The sequence below is a fragment of the Rhodococcus sp. NPDC059968 genome (assembly GCF_042738615.1).
In the GTDB taxonomy this organism is placed as follows: Bacteria; Actinomycetota; Actinomycetes; order Mycobacteriales; family Mycobacteriaceae; genus Rhodococcus_F.
Genome location: NZ_JBHWUE010000004.1, coordinates 115,936 through 141,561, shown reverse-complemented (window position 1 = coordinate 141,561; position 25,626 = coordinate 115,936). Strand labels below are relative to the sequence as shown.

At 67.4% G+C, this 25,626-nt stretch carries 18 protein-coding genes; 7 read left to right on the top strand and 11 right to left on the bottom strand.

Annotated features, from left to right (window positions below):
- Positions 1 to 150 precede the first annotated feature (150 nt).
- From ACFWAY_RS06170 to ACFWAY_RS06150, 5 genes are all read left to right on the top strand, one after another.
- Positions 151 to 1,659 (top strand): cation:dicarboxylate symporter family transporter, encoded by a 1,509-nt coding sequence (locus ACFWAY_RS06170; RefSeq protein WP_378510140.1) that lies wholly within the window; start codon positions 151 to 153, stop codon positions 1,657 to 1,659.
- Positions 1,660 to 1,810: 151 nt separating this feature from the next.
- Complete coding sequence (locus tag ACFWAY_RS06165; RefSeq protein WP_378510139.1) at positions 1,811 to 2,644, top strand: NmrA/HSCARG family protein; 834 nt, start codon at positions 1,811 to 1,813, stop codon at positions 2,642 to 2,644.
- A 166-nt stretch (positions 2,645 to 2,810) separates the two neighbouring features.
- Positions 2,811 to 3,665 carry a tryptophan 2,3-dioxygenase gene (locus tag ACFWAY_RS06160; protein WP_378510138.1) on the top strand — a complete coding sequence of 285 codons (855 nt, stop codon included), beginning with the start codon at positions 2,811 to 2,813 and terminating at the stop codon, positions 3,663 to 3,665.
- A complete protein-coding gene (locus tag ACFWAY_RS06155; protein ID WP_378510137.1) occupies positions 3,662 to 4,897 on the top strand; it encodes a kynureninase in 1,236 nt (411 codons plus the stop codon). Before ACFWAY_RS06160 ends, ACFWAY_RS06155 begins: the two co-directional genes overlap by 4 nt.
- The gene (locus ACFWAY_RS06150; RefSeq protein ID WP_378510136.1) at positions 4,881 to 5,744 is read left to right on the top strand and encodes a PaaX family transcriptional regulator C-terminal domain-containing protein; all 864 of its coding nucleotides are present in this window, start codon (positions 4,881 to 4,883) and stop codon (positions 5,742 to 5,744) included. Before ACFWAY_RS06155 ends, ACFWAY_RS06150 begins: the two co-directional genes overlap by 17 nt.
- A 4-nt stretch (positions 5,745 to 5,748) precedes the next feature.
- Here ACFWAY_RS06150 and ACFWAY_RS06145 read toward each other — a convergent pair whose 3' ends face one another.
- The 10 genes from ACFWAY_RS06145 to ACFWAY_RS06100 form a co-directional block, all read right to left on the bottom strand.
- Positions 5,749 to 6,198 carry a flavodoxin domain-containing protein gene (locus ACFWAY_RS06145; protein ID WP_378510135.1) on the bottom strand — a complete coding sequence of 150 codons (450 nt, stop codon included), beginning with the start codon at positions 6,196 to 6,198 and terminating at the stop codon, positions 5,749 to 5,751.
- A gap of 34 nt (positions 6,199 to 6,232) precedes the next feature.
- Complete coding sequence (locus ACFWAY_RS06140) at positions 6,233 to 8,002, bottom strand: sulfite reductase subunit alpha (RefSeq protein WP_378510134.1); 1,770 nt, start codon at positions 8,000 to 8,002, stop codon at positions 6,233 to 6,235.
- Positions 7,999 to 13,491: a glutamate synthase-related protein gene (locus ACFWAY_RS06135; RefSeq protein WP_378510133.1), complete on the bottom strand. Its 5,493-nt coding sequence runs from the start codon at positions 13,489 to 13,491 to the stop codon at positions 7,999 to 8,001. Before ACFWAY_RS06135 ends, ACFWAY_RS06140 begins: the two co-directional genes overlap by 4 nt.
- 378 nt (positions 13,492 to 13,869) lie before the next feature.
- The gene (locus ACFWAY_RS06130) at positions 13,870 to 14,265 is read right to left on the bottom strand and encodes a nitroreductase/quinone reductase family protein (RefSeq protein WP_378453683.1); all 396 of its coding nucleotides are present in this window, start codon (positions 14,263 to 14,265) and stop codon (positions 13,870 to 13,872) included.
- A 44-nt stretch (positions 14,266 to 14,309) separates the two neighbouring features.
- Positions 14,310 to 15,689 carry a dicarboxylate/amino acid:cation symporter gene (locus tag ACFWAY_RS06125; RefSeq protein WP_378453682.1) on the bottom strand — a complete coding sequence of 460 codons (1,380 nt, stop codon included), beginning with the start codon at positions 15,687 to 15,689 and terminating at the stop codon, positions 14,310 to 14,312.
- A gap of 191 nt (positions 15,690 to 15,880) precedes the next feature.
- Positions 15,881 to 16,867, bottom strand: a complete 987-nt coding sequence (locus ACFWAY_RS06120) for an isopenicillin N synthase family dioxygenase (RefSeq protein ID WP_378510132.1) — start codon at positions 16,865 to 16,867, stop codon at positions 15,881 to 15,883.
- A gap of 31 nt (positions 16,868 to 16,898) precedes the next feature.
- Positions 16,899 to 17,387: a GNAT family N-acetyltransferase gene (locus tag ACFWAY_RS06115; RefSeq protein ID WP_378510131.1), complete on the bottom strand. Its 489-nt coding sequence runs from the start codon at positions 17,385 to 17,387 to the stop codon at positions 16,899 to 16,901.
- Between the two features lie 209 nt (positions 17,388 to 17,596).
- A complete protein-coding gene (locus tag ACFWAY_RS06110) occupies positions 17,597 to 19,093 on the bottom strand; it encodes an aldehyde dehydrogenase (protein ID WP_378510130.1) in 1,497 nt (498 codons plus the stop codon).
- Positions 19,094 to 19,128: 35 nt separating this feature from the next.
- A complete protein-coding gene (locus ACFWAY_RS06105; RefSeq protein ID WP_378453678.1) occupies positions 19,129 to 19,494 on the bottom strand; it encodes a cupin domain-containing protein in 366 nt (121 codons plus the stop codon).
- A gap of 11 nt (positions 19,495 to 19,505) precedes the next feature.
- Positions 19,506 to 21,623: an FAD-dependent oxidoreductase gene (locus ACFWAY_RS06100; RefSeq protein WP_378453677.1), complete on the bottom strand. Its 2,118-nt coding sequence runs from the start codon at positions 21,621 to 21,623 to the stop codon at positions 19,506 to 19,508.
- Between the two features lie 230 nt (positions 21,624 to 21,853).
- Between ACFWAY_RS06100 and ACFWAY_RS06095 the strand changes: the two genes are divergently transcribed.
- Both ACFWAY_RS06095 and ACFWAY_RS06090 read left to right on the top strand, forming a co-directional pair.
- Entirely contained in the window at positions 21,854 to 23,395 is a 1,542-nt protein-coding gene (locus ACFWAY_RS06095) for an APC family permease (RefSeq protein WP_378453676.1), read from the top strand.
- Between the two features lie 86 nt (positions 23,396 to 23,481).
- The gene (locus ACFWAY_RS06090; RefSeq protein ID WP_061044390.1) at positions 23,482 to 24,408 is read left to right on the top strand and encodes a LysR family transcriptional regulator; all 927 of its coding nucleotides are present in this window, start codon (positions 23,482 to 23,484) and stop codon (positions 24,406 to 24,408) included.
- Here ACFWAY_RS06090 and ACFWAY_RS06085 read toward each other — a convergent pair.
- The gene (locus ACFWAY_RS06085) at positions 24,405 to 25,613 is read right to left on the bottom strand and encodes an enhanced intracellular survival protein Eis (RefSeq protein ID WP_378453675.1); all 1,209 of its coding nucleotides are present in this window, start codon (positions 25,611 to 25,613) and stop codon (positions 24,405 to 24,407) included. The genes ACFWAY_RS06090 and ACFWAY_RS06085 overlap by 4 nt on opposite strands.
- Positions 25,614 to 25,626 lie beyond the last annotated feature (13 nt).

Sequence of the window (25,626 nt, the reverse complement as noted above, 5' to 3'; positions counted from 1 at the left end):
TTTCCGAGGTCGAAATTGGCAGAATGCCCACAACAATACTTGGTTTTCCTTCGACGCGAATTCCTATGTGGACTCGTGCGTCGCGGGGGGCTGAATCCGAGTCCAGCTTTGCCCGCGAGTTCTCGCAGAGAAACGAAAGAAAGGACATCGATGTCCACCTCCACGCCTTCACCAGCGGCCTTGTCGCCGCCCACTATCGTCCGTCGACGTCGGTACTACGCTCAGCTGTGGTTCTGGGTTCTGGTCGCCTTGGTCGCCGGTATCATCGTCGGACTCGTCGCCCCAGGATTCGGGGAGAATCTCCGCTTTCTGGCGGATAGCTTCATCCAGCTCATCAAGGTAGTCGCACCGCCGATAGTATTTTGCACCATCGTGATTGGGGTAGCCTCAATCGGCAACATGCTCAAGGCTGGAAGGCTCGCTGCGACCGCTCTCGGCTACTTCCTGGCCATGACGATCGTCGCGCTCTCGCTGGGTCTGGTCGTGGTCAACGTCATTCGCCCCGGCGCTGACTTCCCCACACAGGTAGCTGATCCCAGCGCACTCCAGACTGCCCAAACGGATGTCACGGAAGCGAACGGGAAGACCGGGATTCTCGGCTTCATTCAGGACGAGCTATTGCCGAAGAGTCTTTTCGGTCCATTCGTAGAAAATGACATGCTCCGTGTGATCGTGTTAGCAATTCTGTTCGCCCTCGCTGCATCGATGCTTGCTACTCCGTTACGTATGCGAGTCGTAGCCGCAGTCGAACTGATGTCGAAGGTTGTCTTCGGAGTTATCCGAATACTGATGCTGCTGGCACCGATTGCGGCATTCGGCGGTATGGCCTATACCGTGTCTCAATTCGGCGGTAAGACGCTGGCCAACCTGGGTCTGTTGATGGTCGCCTTCTGGCTGACATGCTTCTTTTTCGTGTTCGTTGTACTTGGTGCGGTCTGTGCGTGGAGCGGATTCAGTATCTTCAAGTTTCTTCGCATGATCAAGGATGAGCTGCTGATTATCGTCGGAACATCGACATCTGAGACTGTCCTGCCGCGCCTCTTGGGCAAACTCCAGGCGGCGGGTGCAAGCCGCTCGGTTGTCAGCATGGTTTTACCGACAGGTTATGCGTTCAATTTGGATGGCAGCTGCATCTACTTGACAATGGGAGCGCTATTCATCGCGCAGGCCGGCGGTGTGGACCTTCCCATCGGAGCGCAACTCGCCCTTGTGGCGCTGATGATACTCACGTCGAAGGGCGCGGCCGGAGTAACCGGCGCAGGCCTTGTCACGCTCGCTGCGTCCCTACAGGCATTCGGTCCAGACTTCTTTCCTCCTTCCGTACTTACCATCGGCCTCGCTCTGCTCGTCGGCATCGATCGGATCATGAGTGAGGGCCGCTCGCTGACCAATGCGATAGGCAACGCGGTTGCTGTGATGGTCATTGCGCGTTGGCTGGGTGAGCGTGACGAGACACGCTTCCGTGCGGCGCTCAAAGACCCCGGACTCGTGCGAGATCAGATCGAACAGGAGCCGGATACGGTCCAACTGGGAGCCGGTGCATACGAAATGCCCGAGGCGATCCGGCCCCACAGACAGATGGCAGCTCGAGGTGACGACGAGTCGCCGACTTGTGAGTATGCGCCGGCCATCACGTCCAAGATGGAGCCGCGGGATTAACGTGTCTGAGGGGCCTGTCGCACAGGCGAGCGTATTCGAGTTGCCGAGCCAACTGCACGCCTGACGACGGCGAACGGGGGGCACACGTCACGGTGAGCGGACGGAGCCTGCGAGTACGCTGGCGCGGTCGAGAAGGAGAGGTGTTGTGCCCATGAGTGAGCCGTATGCAGTCGTCGGAGCGACGGGTGGTCAAGGAGGCGCCGTCGTCGACGCGCTGCTCGAACGGGGACGTGAGGTCCGCGCCCTTGTCCGTCGAAGCTCTTCTCGCTCAGAGGCGTTGCGCCTGCGAGGCGTCGACATTGCCGTGGCCGATATCACCGATCGGGCGGCAATCGCATCTGCTGTCGACGGGTGCGCGGGCGTGTTCGCGATGACAACGCCGTTCGAAGACGGCCCGGAGGCGGAGATCGCTCAGGGTGCCGCGCTTGTCGACGCGTTCAGTGATTCCGGTGTTCCCCACGTGGTGTTTTCTTCGGTGGCCGATGCGGACAAGAGCACCGGGGTACCGCATTTCGACACGAAGGCCACGACCGAGTCGTTGCTGCGAGAATCGTCGGTCTCGTACACGATCGTCGGGCCGACCTACTTCTATGACAACCTGCTCGGCGGACTCGACGACATCCGCCGAGGCCGGCTCGACCTGCCTCTGCCGGTCGATACCCCGCTGCAGCAGTTGTCGCGCCGAGACCTCGGTCGGTTCGTCGCCCTCGTGTTCGACGATCCGGACCGCTTTGCCCGGACCCGAATCGACCTGGCGTCGGATGATCCGACGCCGCGTCGGATGGCCGAGGTGCTCAATAAGGTACTGGGCAGGCCCGTGCATGCCCATGCGTCCGACGCGGACGCCATCGCATCGCCGGACATGCGCGCGATGTTCCGCTTCCTCACCGACACCGGGTACGACGCGAACATCGGCGAACTGCGCCGGCTCTACCCCGAGGTGGGCTGGCAGAGCTTCGCCGATTGGGCAGCCGAGTTGGCGTGAGGTCTGCTGAGGGCACCAGCGGTTCGGGCAGGGACCGGTGTGTGGTGTGGGTGCTGACGGCGAGTCGAGTCCGCGAAGCGCGTATTCGACAACTGTAGCGGTCGCCACGATTATGTAATATGGAGGTCGGGAGCCCGGTACTCGAACACCAGTAGTGAGGACGGTCATGGGCGTGCAGGCCAACACCAGAGCCATCGAGAAAGACATCGTCACCGACTTCAGCGAGCGGATGAGCTATGGGTCGTACCTGGACCTCGACACCCTGCTGAGCGCGCAGAAACCGGTGAGCCGCCCGGAGCATCACGACGAACTGCTGTTCATCATCCAGCACCAGACCACCGAACTCTGGCTGAAGCTCGTCCTGCACGAAACACTCGCGGCCCGGGCCGCTTTCGACGAGGACGAGATCGGGCGGGCGCTCAAGTGCGTGGCGCGCGTCAAGCACATCCAGAAGACGCTGACCGAACAGTGGTCGGTTCTGGCCACGCTGACCCCCACCGAGTACTCGGAGTTCCGCCAGTTCCTCGGCAATTCGTCCGGGTTCCAGTCCTACCAGTACCGCGCCGTCGAGTTCGTGCTCGGCAACAAGAACGCCGGAATGCTGAAGGTGTTCGACGCCGATCCCGCCGCCCACGATCTGCTCGAACGGCTCCTCGCCGAGCCGAGTTTGTACGACGCGTTCTGGCGGTGCCTGTCCCGGCTCGGGTACGACGTGCCGGCCTCCGCGCTGGACCGCGACGTGACCACGGCCTACACGCTGAACGAGGACTTGCTGCCCCTGATCAAGTTCGTCTACGAGAACCACGACGAACACTGGGCCGTCTACGAAGCCTTCGAGGAGTTCGTCGACCTCGAGGAGAACTTTCAGCTGTGGCGCTTCCGCCACATGCGCACGGTGCTGCGGACCATCGGCATGAAGTCCGGAACGGGAGGATCCAGTGGAGTGGGATTCCTGCAGAAAGCACTGGACCTGACGTTCTTCCCGGAACTACTGGCCGTGCGCACCGAGATCGGACGATGATGACCACGTCGACCGATGTGCCGGCGGCCCGCGCCGCCGAACTCGACGCCGCGGACCCGCTGCGCCCGTATCGCGACCTGTTCATCGGCGCCGACAACCCCTCGGTGCCTGCCTACCTCGACGGAAACTCGCTCGGACGGCCCACCAAGGCGAGCGCCGAGCGAATCAACGCCTTCGTCACGCAGTCGTGGGGCGGCCGGCTCATCCGCGGGTGGGACGAGGAATGGTACGACCTGCCGATCACGATCGGCGACACCCTCGCGAGGGTGACGCTCGGCGCGGCCGCCGGGCAGACCACCATCGGCGACTCGACGACGGTCCTCCTGTACAAGCTGGCACGCGGCGCGCTCGCGTTGCGGCCGGACCGCACCGAGATCGTCGTGGACCGCGACAACTTTCCGACGGACCGGTACGTGCTCGAGGCCGTCGCCGGAGAACTCGGGCTCACGCTCCGGTGGATCGAGTCCGATACCCGGGGCGGCGTCACCGTCGGCGACCTCGAGTCCGTGGTCTCCGAACACACCGCGCTCGTCGTCCTCAGCCACGTCGCCTACCGCTCGGGCTACCTGGTCGACGCCGCCGGCGCCGCCCGCGTGACACACGACGCCGGTGCGCTCCTGCTGCTCGACCTGTGCCACTCCGTCGGCTCGGTTCCCCTCGAACTCGACACGTGGGGTGTCGATCTGGCGGTCGGGTGCACGTACAAGTATCTGAATGGGGGTCCGGGCTCACCGGCGTTCGCCTACGTTCGCGCCGACCATCAGCAGGACTTCGTGCAGCCGATCTGGGGCTGGATGGGCCGCGACAACCCGTTCGCGATGGCGCAGGGCTACCGACCGGCGCCCGGGATCCGGCGCGTGATCAGCGGAACGCCGTCGGTCCTCGGCATGATCGCGCTGCAGGACACCCTCGCACTCCTCGACGAGGTCGGGATGGACGCCGTGCGCGCCAAGTCGATCGCGCTCACCGAGTACGCACTCGACCTCGTGCGCGAGTTGCTGGTTCCGTTGGCCGTGGAGATCGGATCGCCGGAGGATTCCGCCGAGCGGGGTGGCCACGTCATCATCGACCACCCGCGGTTCGAGACCGTCGTCGAGCGACTGTGGACGAAGGGCGTCATCCCCGACTTCCGGGCGCCGCAGGGGCTGCGGCTCGGGCTGAGCCCGCTGAGCACGAGCTTCGGTGAGGTGTGCGCCGGGATACTCGCGATCCGTGATGAACTCACCGACTGAACCCGCGAGCGCGATCCTCGACGACTTCGATTCGAGGCCCGGCAGCGCGACGTCGCTGATCCGAACCGTCCTCGGCGCGTACGTGCGCGACCTCGGCGGTTGGGTGGCGATCGCCGACTTCGTGGAACTGATGCACGCCGTGGGTATCCCGTCCGAATCGACGCGCATCGCGGTGGCCCGCCTCAAGAAGAAGGGGGTGCTGCGGCCGCTGACCCGCGACGGGCGGAGCGGGTACGAGATCACCGAGCAGGCCGAGGCGATGTTCAGACGCGGCGATCCGCGGATCTTCGGCTTCCGTCAGATGTCGGACACCGATCTCTGGCGGCTGATCTCGTTCACCATCCCCGAATCGCAACGAGCGGTGCGCCACCAGTTGCGCAGGCGGCTCGGCTGGATCGGTTGCGGAACCGTGTCGCCCGGCTTGTGGATCGCCCCCGAGTACCTCGCACGCGAGGTCGAAGACATCGTCGACGCGCTGGGCCTGTCCGAGTACGTGACCACCTTTGTGTCCACGGCGGTATTCGTCCCCGATTCGATGGGGGACGCGGCGACGCGGTGGTGGGACCTGGACGGCATCGCCGCGCGTCACCGCGACTTCCTGGACCGCCACCGGGTCGCTCTGTCTGCCGCAGAAGAGGTGTCGCCGCGCGAGGCGTTCGTCCGCTTCGTCCCGCTGCTCGACGAATGGCGCATCATCCCGTACGTCGACCCGGGCCTGCCGGAAGGCATGCTGCCCGAGGACTGGCCCGGCGCAGACAGTGTCCGCCTGTTCGCGTCGGCGCGGGACCGCTACCTCGCCTGGAGCCGCGACTGGGTGCGGAGCGTGCAGTCGCGACTCCCGGTGTGAGGTGCTATCCCAGGAATTCCTCGCCGATGTTCTTGGCCCACTCCTCGGCCTGATCCTTCGGGCGGATCGAGCTGGACCCGTCGTGCCTGCCGTGTTCACCGACCTGGACCGCGCCGAGGGAGACGAGCTTCGCCGCGATGATCTCGCCGCCGCGGTTGTAGGTCTCCTCGTACACCTTGTCGCCGAGGCCGAACAGCGCGAACTGCATCCCGGTGAGGTCGGGTTCGTCCTCCTCGAGGCCCTCGAAGAAGGGTTCCGCGCCGGAGGGCAGCTCGCCCTCACCGTAGGTGGAGCACACGATGACGTGGAAGTTCTCGGGGTCGAGATCGCCCGCGTCGAATTCCATCATGTCGTACAGGGACGTGTCGCCGTAGTCGCCGAGCACGTCGGCGATGTTGTCGGCCACCAGTTCGGAGGTTCCGCCCTCGCTGCCGTACAGAATCACCACTGCCATTGTTCGTGCTCCTCGTGAGTTGCTGCCGACGTGGTCAGTACACGTCGCGCAGGTAGCGCTTTTCCTTCTTGAGCGTGGTCACGTAGTCGGCGGCCTGCTCGGTGGAAAGGGTGCCATGAGTGGCGATGACCTCGTGCAGGGCCCGGTCGACATCCTTCGCCATCCGGGTGGCGTCGCCGCAGACGTAGAAGTGGCCGCCGTCCTCGAGCCAGGCGAACAACTCCGCGCCGTTCTCGACCATCCGGTTCTGCACGTAGATCTTCTCCGCCTGGTCGCGGGAGAAGGCGAGGTCGAGGCGGGTGAGGAGACCGCTGTCGCTCATCGCGCCGATCTCCTCCTCGTAGATGTAGTCCGACGCGCGGTGCTGGTCGCCGAAGAACAGCCAGTTGCGTCCCGACGCGCCGCGCGCCTGCCGTTCCTGCAGGAACGCGCGGAACGGCGCGATGCCGGTACCGGGGCCCACCATGATCATCGGTGCGTCGTCGTTCGCGGGGACGCGGAACGACTTGTTCTTCGACACGAAGATCCCGCCGCTGCCGCCGTCGCCGATCCGGTCGGCGAGGAACGTGGAGCACACGCCGCCGCGGTCGCGTCCGGCCGAGCTGTGGCGGACGCTGGCGACGGTCAGGTGCACGCTGCCGGGGTTCGCGAGCGCGCTGGACGAGATCGAATACGCCCTGTGCTGCAACGGCTTCAGCAGCCCGACGAACTCGTCGGCGGTAAACGTCACCGACGGCTCGAGGAGCAGCAGGTCGAGCACGTCCTTGCCCCACAACCAGGCGTCGAGGGCTTCCTTGTCGCCGTGCCGCAGCACGTGGCTCAGTTCTTCGTCGCCCGCCCGCTTCTCGATCTCGTCGATGAATTCGTGGCTCGGCGTGGAGATCTCGTACGCGTGCAGGAGGAGATCGCTGAACGGCCGCTCCTTGCCGGTGACGGCGGCATCGGCAGGGATGCCCAGCCGGGACACCAGGGCGTCGACGAGGGCGGGATCGTTGATCGGCATCACACCGAGCGCGTCACCGGCCTCGTACTCGAGGCCGCTGTCGGCGAGCGCGAACTCGTAGTGCCGGATCTCCTTCGCCGACGTGTCGCTCGACAGCCGCCGGTTCACGGAGAGCGTGGACGCATAGGGGTTCTTGCGGTTCCACTGCGAGCGGTTGCGGGCCGGTTTCGTCTCGGGCTCGGCGATATCGGCGACGGGGGACTCGCCGCGAATGCCCTCGACGGCCGCAAACAGGGGGAGGGTGTCGGCGACCCACGCGGCGGCGGTGTCCTCGTAGTCGACGTCGCAGTCGACGCGCGGAGTGACGCGGCGGGCACCGAGCTGCTCGAGCCTGGTGTCGATCATCTTGCCGGCCTGGCAGTACCCGTCGTAGCCGGTGTCGCCGAGTGCGAGCACGGCGAAGTCGGTGGTTTCCAATCGCGGCGCGGTCTCCGCGGACAGCGCCTGCCAGAACAGTTCGGCGTTGTCGGGCATCTCACCCTCACCGTAGGTGGAGGTGACGACGAGGACGCGTTGCATGGCGGCGAGGGCGTCCGTGTCGACGTCGTCGAGGGCGCTCACGACCGGTGCGAAGCCCTGCGAACGTGCTGCGGCCGCAGCGTCTTCCGCGACGCCCTCGGCGTTCCCGGTCTGGCTGCCGTACAGCACGTGCATCGCGGGCAACTGCCCAGCGCCCGCCGCCGCGGGCGCGTCGGAGCCACCGACGACCAGGCGTGAGCTCATGCCGGCGAGGAAGCCGGTGAGCCAGACGCGCTGGTCCTCGCTGAACGGGGCGTCCTGAGGGATGTACGGCATCTTCATGAGGGGACCACGTCTCTCGTGGGGATCAGATCGGGGAGAGCGTGCTGCGCGAACAGCTCCTCGAAACCGGGCAGCCGGCCGATCTTGTCGACGTTCTTGGCATCCTGGTGCAGGATCCAGCCGTACGTGCCGGGGGCGTCGATGGACCGCACGTTGCGGCGGCGCAGCGCATCCTTGTAGTCGGCGAGACGCTTGGCCGCCACCATCACGGCCAGGTCCTCGTCGCTGTAGTCCTTCAACGCTTCCCGCGCGTACCGCTGCAGCCGCTGCATGAGGAAGAAGTCCTCGGTGAGCAGCAGGTTGCGGACGGCCTTGTCGACCGCCGGATCGGACGGATCCGCGACACCCGGCAGCTTGGACAGCGCCATCTCCTGCGCCGCGTTCAGCACCGTGTAGTTGTTCAGCAGCGCGAACATCGCCTCGGTGTCGGCCTCGCCGTAGCCGGGCACGGCGCCGTCCAGCACCGCGTGACCGTCCCGGTAGTCCAGCTTGAACTTGCGCACCTGGTGTGCGACCAGTGCGGCGGCGAGTTCGTCGGCGAGCTCCTTGCGGGGCTTGGCCTTCAGGATCTCGTCGCTGTCCTGGTACTGCAGCAGTGCGCGCGGCATGCCATACACGAAGTGGTGCTGTTCGGTCTCCCAGTTCTCGAGCAACCATGCCGCCTTGGCGGAGCCGGTGGCCTCGAGGTGCCACCCGAGCAGCACGTGCACGGCCTGACGGTGCAGCGCCGCGTGCTCGTCGTCGCCGGTGATGGAGCCGAGCAGGATCGAATCCGCGCTGGCCTTGCCGGGCAGCTTGCCCTCGGGGTCGTACTGGTAGACGAAGCCACCGCTCATGCCGTTGCCGACACCCTTGCCGAAGCCGCCGAGGTTGAGGACGGCGCCGTTGGTCATGTACTCGCAGGCGAAGTCGCCGACGCCCTCGACCACCGCGGTGGCACCCGAATTGCGCACGGCGAAACGGTCACCGGCCTGGCCCTCGACGAACGTGCGCCCACCGGTGGCGCCGAACAGTGCGAAGTTGCCGATCAGCACGTTGCCGCCGTGCAGGTCGGAGCCGCCACCGGGCGAACGCACGACGATGCTGCCGCCGTTGGCGCCCTTGCCGACGCCGTCGTTGGCGGTGCCGGTGTGGACGAGGGTCATGCCGTCGTTGCAGAACGCACCGTACGACAGGCCCGCGGACCCGGACGTGGCGATCCGGACGCTGCCCTCACGCAGATAACCGCGGCCGCGCTCGTCGCGGAGCACGGCGGGCAGCTCGACATCGGTGAGTTCGTGATTCAGCATCCGCTCGATGTCGACCGCCAGCTGGGCGCCGACGCTCTTGTTGCGGTTGCTCAGGTGCACCCCGTCGCCGAGCTCCACCGTGGCCTCGCCCTGCTCGACCAGCGCCGCGCGCAGCTGCACGAGCCAGCCGTCGTCGAGGGTGTAGTCCTTCTCCAGGTACACCGGATCGCCGATCGACACTTCCTCGACCACGGCGAGCATCGCGCGCAGGTCGAGCTGGCCGACGCTCGACGGGTGGTCGAGGAGCTGCAGCAGATCCGACCGTCCCCGGGCCTCGCGCAGCGAGGACATCCCCAGCTCGGCCAGCACCTCGCGGGTCTCGTGCGCGATGTTCAACAGGTACTGCGCCATCGCCCGCGGATCACCGTCGAACAGTTCGGGATTGGTGGTCAGACCGGAGGGGCACTTGATGTTGCAGTTCTTGGCCATGACGCACTTGAGCATCATCAGCGCGGTGGTGCCGAACTCGAAGCTGTCGGCGCCGAGCAGCGCCGACTTCACCACGTCGCTCGCCGTCTGGTGCGCGCCGGAACACCGGAGCAGCACCTTCTGCCGCAACCCGTTGGCGCACAACGCCTGATGGACCTCGGCGACGCCGATCTCCGCCGAACGTCCGGCGTACTTGAGGCTCGTCACCGCGGCGGCACCGGTGCCGCCGGTGTTGCCCGCCACGTTGATGACGTCGGCGCCGGCCTTCGCGACACCCACCGCGATGGTGCCGATGCCCTCCGAGGACACGAGCTTGACGATGACGCGGACCCGCGCCGCCTTGCAGTCGTGGATCAGCTGCGCGAGGTCCTCGATGGAGTACGTGTCGTGATGCGGTGGGGGAGAGACGAGTTCGACACCGGGGGTGCCGCCGCGAGCGGCCGCGATCTCGACGGTCACCTTGGGTGCGGGCAACTGCCCGCCTTCGCCGGGCTTGGCGCCCTGCGCGATCTTGATTTCGAGTTCCTCGAGCATCGGGTCGGCCAGGTAGCCGGCCCACACGCCGAAGCGGCCGGACGCGAACTGCTTGATCCGGGAACCGCGGATGGTGCCGTAGCGGGAGATGTGCTCGCCGCCCTCACCGCTGTTCGACATGCCGCCGACCATGTTGGTGCCGTGCGCGACGGCCTCGTGCGCGTTGGAGTTCAACGCACCGTGGCTCATGGCGCCGGACGTGAGGAACGGTGTGATGTCGCTGGCCTTCTGCACCTGCGCGATCGGCAGGCTCGCCGGAGCGGTGCGCAGCAGCGACAGACATCGCAACGCCTCACCGGACGTGCGCACGAGAAGAGCATCACCGTCCACGCTGTGCTCGCGGAGGTCGTCGCCGAACCGTATCGCCAGCGATTCGCCGAGCGCCGCCAGCACACGGGCCTCGCCCGCGTGGGGGCCGGTGAGCCGGAGCCGGAACCGGTCCTCGCCGATGGCCTCGGATTCGAGTCCGCGCACCGCGAAGCTGTTGTTGCCCTTGCGGGAGAAACGGCCCATCTGCTTGCGGAACTCGGCTGCCGTGGTGAGGAACGTGACGTCGGCGGGCAGATCCAGCACGTCGCGCAGCGCTGCGGGGCGGCGGGTGCGCTCGTCGGCCATCGTCCGGGCGAAGGCGCGGTAGCCGGGGGTGATCTCGAAGCGGTCGATCGACTCGGGGGTCAGCTTCTGGAAGCCGGCGTTGCGGTAGGCGTCGTCGTCGAGACCGAACGCGTCCTCGAGCCGGTTCAGTGGCAGCAATCGCAGCGATTCCGTGTGGTCCTGCGTGCCCGCCGTGTCGAATGCGATGGGTTCCTCGGTGAGGTCGACGAAGCCGCGCACGGCCGCCGTGCCGTACGAGTGACCGGCGCCTTCCGCGCGCTCCTTGAACAGGCCGAGCAGCGGGACGTCCTTCTCCCCGGTGACGGCCAGGGCGCGCTGGTGCCAGTCGGCGACGGCCTGCGCGATGACGGCGAACCCGACACCGCCCACCGGCGTCTTCACGTTCGCGAAGTAGCGGCGCAGTACCCGGTCGTCGGTGTCGAGGTAGTTGGGTTCGAAGAACTCGCCGCCGATGTAGCTTTCGGCGGTGCACAGGCCGACCCGGCCCATCGTCTTCATCAGCGACTTCTCGGCGGCCTTCGCGAACCGCTTGAACGCCACATCCGCCTCGTCGGCGAACTTCTCCTCTGCGCGCAGACGGACGGCGAGCGGGTAGATCGCGGCGGCGCCGAATCCGAGGGCGGCCGCCACATGGTGCGAGGACGAGATCTGACCGCTCTCGGCGACGACGGACACCCGCAGGCGCAGACCCTCTTCGATCAGCCGCTGGTTGACAGCGGAGATCGCCACGATCATCGGCAGCGCGGCGCGGTCGGTGGCCACGTGACGGTCGGTGACGATCGCGATGCCGCCCTGCTCGCGGGCGAACGCCTCCACCTCGTCGCAGAGCCCGTCGACCGCGGCCTCGAGTGCGGCTGCGTTGGCGGCGAAGTCACCGTGGACGGGGGTGTACAGCATCGGGAATCGCTGCACCGGCGTCTCGGACTGCTTGCGGATCCGCAGCATGTCCATGTGTGTGAGGATCGGCGACGGCACCACGATCTGCGGCGCCGACTGCGCCCCGCTGTTCGGCTTGGCGCCCAGCGCGACGCGCAGCGTCATGCCGTCGGCCTCACGGATGCTGTCCAGCGAAGGGTTGGTGACCTGAGCGAAACGCTGCGAGAAGTACTTGGCCACCCCGCCTTCCTGATCGGAGAGCGCGTTGATGGCGTTGCCGTAGCCCATCGCGGAGATCTTCTCCTGACCCGACGCGAGCATCGGGTCCATCATGAACTTGAAGCTTTCCTGGTTGTGCGAGTACGCGACGTAGCGCTGGGTGCGCTCGAGGTCGCCGTTGTACCGCAACGGTCCCGGCTCGGCCTCGACCTCGGGCAGCGCCTCGATGGTCCGGCGGGCCTCGGCGACGAGCGTCGGGTAGTCGTTCCGGGAGGCGAGCAGCTCGAGTGCCTCGTCGGTGGAGTACGAGCGGCCCTCGCGGTGGTCGAAGTACAGCATGCCGCCGGCCTCGATGCGTCCGCGGTGCAGGACGGTCTCGGGGTCGAAGTCGATCTGCCCGGCCTCGGACGTGACGCACAGGTACTCGTTCGTCTCCACCGAGCGCAGCGGTCGCAGTCCGAGCCGGTCGAGCCGCGCGCCGACGACGGTGCCGTCACCGAAGATCAGCGCGGCCGGGCCGTCGTTCTTCTCCTCGTACAGCGAGAAGTACTCGAGCATCGACCGGACCTCGGGCGACAGGGTGGAATCGTTCTCCCACGCCGGCGGCATCATCGACACCACCGCGGTCACCAGGTCGAGACCGTCCTCCACGACCCGGCTCTGCAGCGTCTGGTCGAGGCGGCAACTGTCCGACTGGCCGTGCGGGCGGACGATCTCCCGGTTGCGGGAACGAGCGAGAGCCGTCTCGGACAGGCGGTTCTTCTTGTCCGTGTTGAGCTCACCGTTGTGCGCCATCAGACGGAACGGCTGCGCCATCGTCGGATGCGGATCGGTGTTCGTCGAGAACCGGGTGTGGAAGTACAGGGTGTGGATGGCGTGGGCCGGGTCGACGAGGTCCCGGAAGTAGGGCATCACCTCGTTCGAGTTGAGGCGGCCCTTGAGCACCTGGGTGCGGGCGCTGAGCGACAGCGGGTACAGCCCGGCCAGATCGGGCTGGGTGTACGCGACGGCCTCGATCGCGAGCAGGGCGTCGTGGATGCGACGGTCGAACTCGGTCTCGTCGGTGCAAGCGTCGGGCGCGGTGAACACCCACTGCCGGATCGGCAGCTGGTACCGGATTGCGGCGGGCCGGAGCACGGTGGCGTCGACGGGCACGTCACGCTCGACCAGCACCCGGAATCCCTGATCGGCGAGAGCCCGCTCGATGACGGCCTCCGCGTCGCCGTGGAATGCCACGTCGGTGGGGAGGAAGAAGTTGCCGACACCGAAGCGGCCGGCCTCGAGATCGTCCTGACCGGTCAGGGAGCGGAAGAACGACACCGACAGGTCGACGCACACACCGGCACCATCGCCGACACCCTCGGCCGACATGCCACCGCGGTGAGGAACCGCACACAGGGCCTCATGGCCCCGGGTGAGGACGTCATGGGACTGAATGCCGTCCTTGCGGGTGATGAAGCCCACGCCACAGCTGCTCTTGTCGAGCGTCCTGTCGTACAGGCCGGACTCGGTGGCGCTCGTGTTCAACCGACTGTCTCCTCGCGATACTCGCCGAATAAGGGTCCGTGCTGGGCGCACGGGTGGCGTCGGCGAGAGGATCACGGCAGAGAACCGACCCCGAACCGATACGCCGGTGAGGCAGACGTCGTTGTCTGAGGTGCGGAACGTGGCATGTCCGCGCGAAATCGCAGATTAGCCGAGGCTAAGTCTTTACTGCAAGCTGCTCGATCCGCAGCCGCCGAGCGGTACCAAATCCGCGCCGGGCGTGCAGCCGAACGCCGAGTTGCGAACATCACACCTGGCCAGACGGCTGGGCCCCGCTCGTAGGTGCGCGGGCAGTTGGTCAGACGCCGGCGCCATTGCGGGTGCGGATGACTATCCGGCGGGCGTGTGCGGGGGCTGACCTCAGTCGGTGAGGTCGATGCGGACGGTCAGGAGGTCGGTGCCGACGACCCGGACGGCGACGCTGTTCATCCGGGGAAGCTGCGCCAGCCGGGTGCGGGCGTCGTCGTCGGGGAGCAGCGTCGCGGTGCCCGTGTGCCACCTGCCGTGGATCCGCAGCCGAACGGCATTGTTCGCGCGGATGTTGCGGATGTAATTCGACCGCTCACCGAACTCGGACACCAGCCAGAACTCGGTGCCCGTTCGCCGGCCCCCGATGGGCGTGACGCGGGGCTGCCCGCTCACGCGGCCGGTGGTCTCGAGGAGCGTCTGGCTCGACAGTCGCGTGGAGAGCGGGTTGGCGACGTGCCGCTGGAATTGCATGACGATCCGTCGTTTGATCGCGTCGAGGTCGGCCATGACGAGAGCCTTCCACGTGGGGAAGGCTCTCGTCGAGCGTTTCGCTACGCCGCTGCGACCGTCTCGTCGTCCTCGAACGGGTCGCCGGTCCGTTCGGCGTTGTAGCGGGCTTCGTCGAGGATGCCTTCCCGCTTCGCGACGATCGTCGGGACGAGAGCCTGGCCGGTGACGTTGACCGCGGTGCGGCCCATGTCGACGATCGGTTCGACCGCGAGCAGCAGGCCCACACCGGCGAGGGGCAGTCCCAGCGTCGACAACGTGAGCGTCAACATGACGGTGGCGCCAGTGGTGCCCGCGGTGGCCGCGGACCCGATCACGGAGACGACGATGATCAGCAGGTAGTCGGTGAACGACAAAGGAACACCGTAGAACTCGGCGACGAAGATCGCGGCGATCGCGGGATAGATGGCAGCGCAGCCGTCCATCTTGGTGGTCGCCCCGAGCGGCACCGCGAACGACGCGTACTCGCGGGGGACACCCAGATTGCGTTCGGTGACCCGTTCGGTGAGTGGCAGGGTGCCGATCGACGAACGGGACACGAAGCCGAGCTGCGTGGCGGGCCAGACGCCGGAGTAGAAGGCGCGCACCGACAGTCCGTGCGCGCGGATCAGGACGGGGTAGACGACGAGGAAGACGATGGCCAGTCCGATGTAGACGGCGGCGGTGAACCAGCCGAGCGAGCCGATGGCGTCCCAGCCGTAGGTGGCGACCGCGTTCGCGATCAGCGCGGCGGTCCCGATCGGTGCGAGGCGGATGATCCACCACAGCACCTTCTGCACGATCGCGAGCAGCGACGCGTTGAACTGCAGGAACGGTTCGGCCTTGGCCCCGACCTTCAGTGCGGCGATGCCGATCGCGGCCGCGACGACGAGCAACTGCAGCACGTTGAAACTCAGCGACGTGCTGGCGGCGCCCTCGGTGAGGGTGGTCTTCGCGTTCAGGCCGAGGAAGTTACTGGGCACCAGGCCGGTGACGAACGCCCACCACGACCCGGTGGTGGCCGGTTCCTTGCCGGCGCCGGTGACGGTCGTGTGCGATCCGGGCTGGGTGACGAGTCCGATGACGATTCCGATGACGACGGCGATGAACGCGGTGATCGCGAACCACAGCAGCGTCTGGACGGCGAGGCGCGCGGCGTTGGCCACCTCACGCAGGTTGGCGATCGAACTGACGATGGCCGTGAACACCAGCGGGATCACCGCGACGGTAAGCAGTTTCACGTAACTGGACCCGATGGTGTGGACGGTTCCGACGAGCCAGTTCTCGTTGCCGTCGGCGGCGACGGGCATGGCGCGGGCGACGAGTCCGAGGATGACGCCGACAACGAGTCCGGTGACGATCTGGGGGCCGAACGAGGTGGCCCACTGGGGTAGACGGCGTCGAGAGGTGGTCTCGGCGCGCGTGGACAGCGCGGAACTGGGCATGGGTGTGCCTTTCGCATGGGGCCGTGGAACGTCGCCCGGTGGGGCGGATACGACGAGAGAGAGTCCTGAGTGAAGCGGTGCGTCAGCGCGAGCGCGGACAGATTGCGCTCGCCTGCAGGCGGAGGTCGACGTAGCGCCGAGAGGTCAGGAACAACACTGCCGGAACAATACTCCCGGTGGCGGAGGGCGTATTACTCCGGTTCCGCCTCGCCCGGATACCAGCGCGCGTAGACGTCGGGGTGCGCGCGGGTGCGGCTCTTCCATGCGTTCTCGCCGTACGTGCGATAGAGCGGATTCGCCGGATCGAGTTCGATGCCGCGCGCCCGTTCGGCCAGGTGCGGCGGCAGTTCGATGGCCGGGACCGTGGCGTCGAGAGCGGGATTGAGGAAGTACGGCACGGACAGTCGCTCGGGCGCACCGGCGGGGGTGAGCACCCGGTGCTGGGTGGCCCGCAGGTAGCCGCCGGTCGCGACCTCGAGCAGTTCGCCGATGTTCACCACGAACGAGCCGGCGCGGGCCGGTGCGTCGATCCAGTCGCCGGTCTCGGTTTCCACCTGGAGTCCCGACGACCCGGGTTCGAGGAGCAGGATGGTCAGCACGCCGGAATCCTTGTGGGCGCCGACGCCCTGCTCGCCGGTGTGGTCGGCGCTCGGCCGTTCCGGATAGCGGACGACCTTGATCAGCGTGGCGGGGGCGTGCGCGAAAGCGTCGTCGAAGATCGCCGGATCGGCGTCGAGCGACGCGGCCCAGTTCCGCAACAGTCGCATCCCGACGTCGGCGAGCGCGGCGTCCAGGGCCTCGATCGTCTTCTCGAGGTCGGGGAGATCCGTGGGCCACTGATTGGGGCCCTGCAGTCGCAGGTAGCCGGCGGCACCGGGGATCGGCTGCCGTTCGGGGCCGATGTCGATCTGTTCCCGCCAGTCGGTCTCACCGTTGGTCAGTTCGCCGCCCACTCGGTTGTAGCCGCGGAAATGGGGACTGTTCAGCATCGCGATCGACTGCTTGGAGTCGTCGGACAGGGCGAAGAACTCCCGCGCGACGGTGAACACCCGATCGAGCAGTTCCCGGTCCACGCCGTGCCCGTCGAGGTAGAAGAACCCCACGTGGTGGGTGATCTCCCGCAGCCGTTCCCGCCCGGCCGGAGTGTCCAGTTCGGCGAAATCGATGACGGGGAGCATCCCTCCACGGTATCTCCGGGTGGTCGCGGTGTCAGGTCTCCCGGCGGCGCTCGAGCAGCACGCTGTCGTGCCAGACGCCGTCGATCTGCGCGAGTCGTTGCCGCACCCCGACCGTCCGGTAGCCGACCGCGTGGTGCAGTGCGATGGACCCGGTGTTCACCGCCAGCACCGAGGCCTGCAGCGTCCAGATGCCCGAGAAGTCCGCTTCGTCGATGAGCCGCCGCATCAGCGCGGTCCCGATGCCCGCACCGCGGAACTCCCTGGCCGTGTACACGGAGTTCTCGGCGACTCCGCGGAAGCAGCGCCGCGCGGAGACAGGAGACAGGGCCGCCCACCCGGCGACCGTCCCGTCCACCTCGGCCACCCATCGGTGCCCGCCCAGCCAGCGCGAGTCCAGTTCCGACCGTGTCGGGGTCTCCGTGTCGAATGTGGCCAGCCCGCCGACGATGCCCTCCGAATAGATCCGGAGCACCGACCCCCAGTCCCTCGCATCGAGCCTGCGTACGGCGATCGGCGGCATCGTGGAGGTGTGGCCATGAAGTGCTGTGGCACAACGCAATCGGGGATCGGATTCCGAAGATACGAGGGCAAACATGGCGCCAGCTTAGCGGCTCGACGTGCCCGCGTGGGGTGCCACGTTTCGGGGCGAATGTACCTTCGGGCGCCTCGGCAGCGCCGAAGGGTACATTCGCCCGGCGAGTTCGGGAGATGAACCCGGTGCCGTGACGGCTACTGCCGCAGCCGGATCCACGTCGTCTTCAGTCCGGTGTACTTGTCCATTGCGTGCAGGGAGAGGTCGCGGCCGAACCCGGACTGTTTGAACCCGCCGAACGGGGTCTGCGCGCTGATGGCGTCGACGGTGTTGACGGAGACGGTTCCCGCGCGCAGTGCCGCGGAGACGCGGTGCGCCCGGTTCAGGTTCTCGGTCCATACCGAGGCGGCCAGACCGTAGATGCTGTCGTTACCCATCCGGACGGCGTCGGCCTCGTCGGTGAACGTCTGGACGGTGAGGACGGGTCCGAACACCTCCCGGGTCACCACCTCGGCGGTGGGTGCGACGTCCGCGAAGATCGTCGGTTCGACGAAGGATCCCCGGCCGCCGACGGTGGTCCTGTTGCCGCCCAGCAGCACCCGGCCCTCGGACCGGGCGCGGTCGATGAAACCCGCGACGGTGCTAGCGTGGTTCTCGTCGACGATCGCGCCCAGTGTGGAGGCGGGATCGAGCGGATTGCCGGGGCGGATCGACGACGCCCGGCGGACGAGGGCCTCGGTCACTTGTTCGGCCACCGACTCCTCGACCAGCAACCGGGAGTTGGCCGAGCACACCGCGCCCTGGTTGTAGAACGCGCCGAAGACCGCTTTCTCCACTGCCTCGTCCAGATCGGCGTCCGCGAACACCAGGTTGGGACTCTTGCCTCCGCATTCGAGCCAGACCTGCTTCAGATTCGAGTCCGCCGCATACCGGAGGAACCGCTTCCCGGTCGCGGTCGAGCCGGTGAAGGCGACGACATCGACGTCGGGATGCAGGCCCAGGGCCGCCCCGGCCGTGGCGCCGAACCCCGGGACGACACCCAGGACGCCGTCGGGCAGCCCCGCCTCCGCGGCGAGTTCGGCCAGCCGCAGCACCGACAGCGGGGCCTGCTCGGCGGGCTTGAGGACGACGCTGTTGCCTGCTGCGAGGGCCGGCGCCAGCTTCCACACCGCGAGGTCGAGTGGGAAGTTCCACGGGACCACCGCCCCGACGACGCCGAGGGGTTCGCGGGAGACGAGCGCGAGACTCCCGGGATCGGTGGGCGCGATCTCGCCGCCGATCTTGTCGAGGGCCTCCGCGTAGAACCTGAAAAGCTCTGCTGCCGATGGGACGTCGACGGTCAGCGCCTCCACCACGAGCTTGCCCATGTCGAGGGAGTCGAGCAGGGCGAGCTCGTGACGGTGTTCGAGGATCAGCTCGGCGAGCCGGAGCAGGACCCGCTTGCGGTGGGATGCCGGACTCCGCGACCAGACGCCGGAGTCGAACGCCTCGCGCGCAGACCGCACCGCGGCATCGACGTCCGGGGCGTCCGCGGCTGCCACCCGTGCCAGCAGCTCACCGGTCGCCGGGTTGATCGAGTCGAACGTCTCGTCCGACTTGGCGGGACGGAACGCGCCGTCGATGAAGAGCTCCCGGCGCGGCGTGATCGTCGCGGCGAGCCGGGTCCAGTCGGCGAGTGTGGTCGGATCAGGCATCGTCATCCCTCGTGCTCGAAAGTGGTGGTGTGCGATCAGGGAACATAGATGGCGAACTGTTTGAGCAGGGGTTCGTCGACGCGGTACTCGCCGCGCCACCCCCTGGTCAGGGTGAACGCGTCGCCGGGTCCGAAGGTGTGCGAGACGCCGTCGTCCGCCGTCAACGTCACGGAACCCTCCAGCACCCGGGTGTATTCGTCGCCCGGGTAAGACTCGATGTACTCGCGATATGGCTCCGCACGCCACGAGCCGATGGTGAACTTCTCGTCCCCGCTGCTCAGGTGGACCATTTCGTGTTCCTTCGGATCGCCTTGCTGGAGCGTGTCCGCGGTGACGTAGGCGCTGGGTGTCATCGCCGCGATGTTCCGGGCGTCGGTCGGGATCGGGTGCACTGCGGTCATGGTGGTGTTCCTCAGTTCTGTGCGTCGGCGAGTGGGGGGACGGAGAATGTCTCGACGGGTTCGATGGACAGTCCGGTGACTTCTCGTCGGAAGGCGACCGGGCCCGGGGCGGGTGGTTCGTCCAGCTCCTCGGCGTACCGGTGCCCGGACCAGACCGCGGCCGCGATCGTGGACGGCGCCCAGGCGTCGCCGATGCCGCGGACACTGCGCAGGTCGGCGTCGGCCCATTCGGATTCGCGCGACCGCAGTTCGTGGAACAACCCGTCCTTCGGGAGTCGCGCGGTGACGAGGACGACGCTGTCCGCGTCGACGAACTGCTCGTCGCCGGTGAACGCGCACACCGTGCGGACGCCGTCCGCGGTGACCGCGGTGACGGCGCGATTCACCTGAACGTGCACACCGGCCTTGATGATTCGCTTGCGGATGCGGACCACCTCCATGGTGTTCGTCGTCCACTGCGACACGTGCGCGGCCGGCGTGATCAGGGTGACGTCGAAACCCTCCTTGGCGAGGAGTTCGGCGACGACCGCACCGAGGTAGTAGTGGTCGTCGTCGAAGAGGACGACCTTGTTGCCCCGGGGGCGGAGGCCTGCCATCACGTCGTCGGGGGTCAGGACGTCGGCGTGCTCGTCGACGGGAACGGCGTGGGTGTGCCACCGGCCGACGCCGTCGCGCCGCCAGTGCGAGCCCGTCGCCACGACCACGTGATGGAAGTCGTTCTCGATGACGTCGTCGGCGGTCATCTCGCTCTCCATGAACACGTCCACGTTGGGGAGCTTGCGGAGTTGCTGTTCGCGGTAGTCGACCACGCGGATCCACGCGGACAGTCCGGGGAGCTTGGACTCGCGGGTCACACGGCCGCCGAGTTGCCTGCTCGCCTCGGCGAGGCTGACGTTGTAGCCGCGTTGCCCGAGCGCGCGCGCCGCCTCGAGTCCGGCGGGGCCGGCGCCGACCACGAGGACGTTCGAGTCGGTCGAGTGGACCTTGATCCGCTCCGGGTGCCAGCCGCGGCGGAACTCCTCGCCCATCGTCGGGTTCTGGGTGCAGCGGATCGGGGACATCGTGAAGTCGCCGGACACGCAGATATTGCAACCGATGCATTCCCGGATGTCCTCGAGGTTCCCCTCCTCGATCTTGCGGGGAAGATACGGGTCGGCGATCGAGGGGCGGGCCGCGCCGATGAAGTCGAGGATGCCGCTCTTGACCTGATGCAGCATCGTGTCGGGGGAGGTGAAGCGGCCGACGCCGACGACGGGTTTCGTGGTGAGCTGCTTCAGCCCGCGGACATACGGTTCCTGCTCCGCCTCGGGGCCGAACCGCGAGGTGACGGAGTCGTCCTCCCAACTGCCCAGCACGAAGTCCCACAGATCGGGGGTCTCGCCGAGCAGGCCGATCACGTCTTCGATCTCGCTGCGGGTGATCCCCTCGTCGCCGAGGAGTTCGTCGACCGAGATGCGGCACGCCACAGCGGCCTTTCCGTCGGCGACCTCTCGTGAATCCTCGAGGATCTCGCGGAGCAGGCGAACCCGATTGGTCAGGCTGCCGCCGTACTCGTCCGTCCGGTTGTTGTAGCGGCGGGACAGGAAGTGGTGCAGGCCTCCGATCGCGTGCCCGGCGTACACGTAGACGATGTCGTATTCGGCCTTCAGCGACCGGCGCACCGCCTCTCTGTGCCAGTGCCGGAGGTCGGCGATGTCCGACTTGGTCATCGCCCTGGCCTGGACGGGGTCGTAGTTCCAGGAGACGACGGGCAGATTCTGCGGGCCGAGCGGGGTCTCGCGGCTGATCAGGTTGGGACTGTTCAGGCCGTTGTGGGCGAGCTCGATGCCGGCGAGGGAGCCGCCCTCGTGAATCTTCTCGGAGATCCGGGTCAGGGCCGGCAGGTCCTGGTCGTCCCACAGGCGCAGTTCGATGAACGGGCCGATGTCCGAGGTCGGATGGATCTCGACCTGCTCGGTGCAGACCACCGCCCAGCCGCCCTCGGCCTTGACGCGCCGCATGTAGGCCTCCCCGGAGGGGTCGCGGTAGCCCATGCCGTTGCAGTGCGGGACTTGGAAGAATCTGTTGCGGGCGGTGACCGGTCCGATCTGGACCGGTTCGAAAAGGATGTCGTATCGCGGATCACGCACGGTGGGTTCCTCACGCTGTTCGGTTCGTGCAGTGCCAGAATCGTCGGCCCGCGCGACCACAACAGTCAACAGGATCTTTCCGTGCCACTGCATCAGTTATTCAGATGCCAACTCGCCGGTCTCGGCATCTGGAGAACTGATGCAGTACCCCGGAACTTTGTGCTGTACAGATTTGCCGGGTGCGGACGAGAGTAGTGACCGGCATCACTGCAACGTGAGAGGCATGATCGATGAGCGACAACACCCCCACCGCCCTGGCGGACGAACAGACACAACATCTGAAGAAGTCCCTCGGCCGTTTCGACATCGTCTTCCTCATCGTCGCGGCGGTGGTGTCGGTCGAGGTTCTCGGTCAGGTCTCCACCTTCGGCGCGGAGACGTTCACCTGGGCACTGGTTCTCGCGGTGTTCTTCCTGCTGCCGTACGGCCTGATCTTCGCCGAGATCGGCAGCACGTTCACCGGCGAGGGCGGTGTGTACGTGTGGGTCCGGAGAGCGTTCGGCCGGCCACTCGCCGCCCTCGCGTCGTTGCTGACGTGGGTGACCCAGCCCGTGTGGGTCGGCGGGTCCATGGCGTTCATCGCCGCGGAGACCTGGAACCACTACGTCAGCGCGTTCGAGGAAGGATCGGTGACGGACTACCTGTTCAAACTGGTCTTCATCTGGCTGACGGTGCTCGCGGCCGTCGTGAGTCTCGCACGCGGCAAATGGATTCCGACGGTCGGCGCGTTCCTCAAGATCGTCTTCCTGCTGTTCTTCCTCGTCACCACCGGCATCTACGCCGCGAAGCACGGTTTCGCCGGCATCTCGGCGGGCGACTTCAGCCCCACCCTGGCCGGGCTCCTCGGCGTGACGCCGCTGCTGCTGTTCTCCTACCTCGGATTCGAATCCGGGAACAGCGCCGCCGGGGAGATGAAGAACCCCGCCCGCGACGTCCCGATCTCGATCGCCCGCGCCTGCGCCATCGCCGCCGCGTCCTACCTGCTGCCGATCTTCGCCATCCTGCTCGTCGTGCCCGCGGACGACATCACCGGTGTCGGCGGGCTTCTCGAGGCGGTCGCGACCGTGTACAGCGTCTACGGTCCCGCCGCGCCCGCCATGCTGACCGTGACCGGGGTGATCTTCGCGGTGATCCTGATGACCCAGGGCGCGGCGTGGATGATCATCAGTGACCGCATGCAGGCGATGGCCGCAGCCGACGGCGCGTTCTTCGGCGGATTCTTCGGTCGCTTCCATCCGCGTCTCGGAACGCCGGTGCGCGTCAACTTCCTCTCCGGACTAGTCGCCACCGTCTTCATGATCGCGGCCATGCAGATCACCGGCTCCGGCGGTTCGATTTTCGCTGTCGTGCTCACCATCTCGATCTCGACGTTCCTGCTCAGCTACCTGATCGTCATCCCGTCGGCGGTCCGCCTGCGCACGCGTTTCCCGGACGTCGTGCGGCCCTTCCGGGTTCCCACCGGAAACGCCGGCTTCCGCGTCCTCGGCATCCTCTGCTTCTCCTGGGTACTGCTCGGTTCCTGGGTGGCCGTCTTCCCCGGCACGCTGGAATCGGTGTTCGGCCTGGACTACGACTTCGAGGAGATCTGGGGCGTGAGCCAGGGGACGTTCGAACTGTTCACCCTCGGGACTCTGGCGGTGCTCACGCTCCTCGGCGCGGTTGGTTACGTGCGAGGCACATCCGTGCGGTCGGCGAGTGGCCCGCGCCCCGCCCGGGAGGACCGCCCCGGAACGGAGCCGGATCCCGACCTCGTGAAGGCCGACATCCGCTGATGGCGTCGCGGCCGCCGAGTGTGTCGCGGGTGGCTCCCCGGTCGGAGACCTGCAATCCTGGTCACCTCAGATCCCGAGGAGAGCGCATGCAACGACGACCCGACGTGACGTTCACCCAACTCAGGTATTTCGTCGAGGCCGCGAACTTCTCCAGCATGACGAAGGCCGCCGACGAACTGATGGTCGCGCAGTCGGCGGTGTCCTCGGCGATCTCCCAACTCGAGCACCAGATCGGCACCCAGCTCTTCATCCGGCAACGGTCCCGCGGACTTGTCCTCACCGCGGCGGGGGAGGAGATGCTCCGCGACACCCGCAGCGTCCTCGCCCACCTCGGTGAGGTTCTCGACGCGGCGCGCGGCCACGAGGACAACGTTCGGGGAACCGTCCGCCTGGCCTGCTTCGTCACCCTCACCCCGTTCATCCTCCCGACACTGATCTCGGACCTGCGCGATCAGCACCCCGACCTGGAGGTCGAGGTCGTCGAGACGCAGGCGGAGGCGGTGCGGGCGGCGCTGCGGAACGGCACCGCGGAACTGGCCCTGACCTACGACCTCGCGCTCGGCGACGACATGGAGACGGAGACACTCGGGGTTGCCAGACCGCACGTCATCCTTCCGCCGGACCACCGGCTGGCCGGCCACGACGCGATCACGCTCGCCGACCTCGAGGGCGAACCCATGGTGTTGCTGGACCTGCCGAGCAGCCGCGACTACTTCCTGGCGATGCTGTCCGCGGCGGGTGTCACACCGGTGGTCCGGTACCGGTCCGCGAGCTACGAGACGGTGCGCGGACTCGTCGCCCGCGGCCACGGCTTCTCGATCCTCAACCAGCGGCCCGCCGAGGGGCGGACCTACGACGGCGGGCGGGTCGCAACGCTGCCCATCGCCGACGATGTTCCCGGCCTCCCCGTGGTGCTCGCCCGGCTGAAGGGTGTGCGGAGCACGGCGCGGGCCCGGGCCGTCGCCGAACGGGCGCGCGCCGTGTTCGCGAAACAGGCGGGTTCGGCGCGCTAGAACGGCCACCCCATCTGGGCGTCGCGGTCGGCGCCGAAGGCGTGATCGACACGGTCGAGGACGTCGGGGTCCGCGGCCCGCAGCCGGTTCGCGGCGGCGAAGGTGCGTGCCCGGTGGGCGCCGAGATACAGGCTGCCCAGCACGTCCAGGTCGAGCACCACCTGCGGGGCGGAGTCGGTCGGGGTGCACATCGCGGTGCCGTCCCGCACGGTCAGCGCGAACCGCCCACCGGCGTCCAGGAACCCGTCGTCGACCTGGATCACGACGTCGAAGTCTGTTCGGTACCTGCGGGCCTCGAGTGCGGCCGGCACGTCCATGATCCGGACCCACAGCTCGTCATGGCGGGAGGTGGTGCGCACCAGCCGGCCGTCGGCCAACAGATATGGCAGGGGGTCCTCGGGGGTGAGGTGCGCTTCGATGCGGCGCACGAGGTCCAGCCCGAGGAGCGCCCGCCACAGCGCGGCATGCGCGTCTCGCGTGACCGTGCGGATCTCCTCCACCCGGGCGACGGTTCCGTTGTCGCCGGACACGCGACGGTAGAGCACGTAGCCGTCGTCGTGGACGAGCCCGAACAGGCTTGTGCCGCCGCCCCGTTCGCTCTCACGGTCGGCGAAGATCCGATTCCACACGATCTCGGGCCGCACCTGCGCCCCTGGTGTCACCCGTTGCCAGCGGTCGTAGACGTCCGTGAACGCCGGCCGTGCCTCCGCCGGATGGACCATCCGCACACCGCCCGGATCCGGCGCCTTCGGATGCGGGACGGCGAACCGACGGTCGATGCTCGACGTGGTCTCGACGGTCGCCGGACCGTACCCGAACCGGCCGTAGATGCCGCCTTCGCTGGCGGTCAGAATCGACAGCGGCACGCCCGACTGCCGGATACGCGCGTGATGCTCGGTGTAGAGCGCGCGGAGAATCCCCCGCCTGCGGTGCGTGGGCGCAACGGTCACAGCGGTGACCCCGGCCGCCGCGACGCTGCCGCCACCGGGCACGGTGACAGTCATGGGGATGTCCATGGTGGCGCCGACCACCGCGTCCTCGTCGAGCGCGATGATCGGCGGCGCGCCGCTGACGAGTTGCTTCCAGTGGGCGGTGAATTCCTCGGTCTGCGGTGTCACGAAGCAGATCTCGTTGAGCAGGGTGATCTTCGGCCAGTCCTGCTCGGTCGCGGTCCTGATCGTGATGCCGGCGGTGGTCGTCGTCATCCCCCGACACTGG

What these genes read in the sequence shown, in the direction of transcription:
- ACFWAY_RS06170 (WP_378510140.1), top strand. Translation starts at nt 151, where the DNA reads ATGTCCACCTCCACGCCTTCACCAGCGGCCTTGTCGCCGCCCACTATC.
- ACFWAY_RS06165 (WP_378510139.1), top strand. Translation starts at nt 1,811, where the DNA reads ATGAGTGAGCCGTATGCAGTCGTCGGAGCGACGGGTGGTCAAGGAGGC.
- ACFWAY_RS06160 (WP_378510138.1), top strand. Translation starts at nt 2,811, where the DNA reads ATGGGCGTGCAGGCCAACACCAGAGCCATCGAGAAAGACATCGTCACC.
- ACFWAY_RS06155 (WP_378510137.1), top strand. Translation starts at nt 3,662, where the DNA reads ATGATGACCACGTCGACCGATGTGCCGGCGGCCCGCGCCGCCGAACTC.
- ACFWAY_RS06150 (WP_378510136.1), top strand. Translation starts at nt 4,881, where the DNA reads ATGAACTCACCGACTGAACCCGCGAGCGCGATCCTCGACGACTTCGAT.
- ACFWAY_RS06145 (WP_378510135.1), bottom strand. Translation starts at nt 6,198, where the DNA reads ATGGCAGTGGTGATTCTGTACGGCAGCGAGGGCGGAACCTCCGAACTG.
- ACFWAY_RS06140 (WP_378510134.1), bottom strand. Translation starts at nt 8,002, where the DNA reads ATGAAGATGCCGTACATCCCTCAGGACGCCCCGTTCAGCGAGGACCAG.
- ACFWAY_RS06130 (WP_378453683.1), bottom strand. Translation starts at nt 14,265, where the DNA reads ATGGCCGACCTCGACGCGATCAAACGACGGATCGTCATGCAATTCCAG.
- ACFWAY_RS06125 (WP_378453682.1), bottom strand. Translation starts at nt 15,689, where the DNA reads ATGCCCAGTTCCGCGCTGTCCACGCGCGCCGAGACCACCTCTCGACGC.
- ACFWAY_RS06120 (WP_378510132.1), bottom strand. Translation starts at nt 16,867, where the DNA reads ATGCTCCCCGTCATCGATTTCGCCGAACTGGACACTCCGGCCGGGCGG.
- ACFWAY_RS06115 (WP_378510131.1), bottom strand. Translation starts at nt 17,387, where the DNA reads ATGCCGCCGATCGCCGTACGCAGGCTCGATGCGAGGGACTGGGGGTCG.
- ACFWAY_RS06110 (WP_378510130.1), bottom strand. Translation starts at nt 19,093, where the DNA reads ATGCCTGATCCGACCACACTCGCCGACTGGACCCGGCTCGCCGCGACG.
- ACFWAY_RS06105 (WP_378453678.1), bottom strand. Translation starts at nt 19,494, where the DNA reads ATGACCGCAGTGCACCCGATCCCGACCGACGCCCGGAACATCGCGGCG.
- ACFWAY_RS06095 (WP_378453676.1), top strand. Translation starts at nt 21,854, where the DNA reads ATGAGCGACAACACCCCCACCGCCCTGGCGGACGAACAGACACAACAT.
- ACFWAY_RS06090 (WP_061044390.1), top strand. Translation starts at nt 23,482, where the DNA reads ATGCAACGACGACCCGACGTGACGTTCACCCAACTCAGGTATTTCGTC.
- ACFWAY_RS06085 (WP_378453675.1), bottom strand. Translation starts at nt 25,613, where the DNA reads ATGACGACGACCACCGCCGGCATCACGATCAGGACCGCGACCGAGCAG.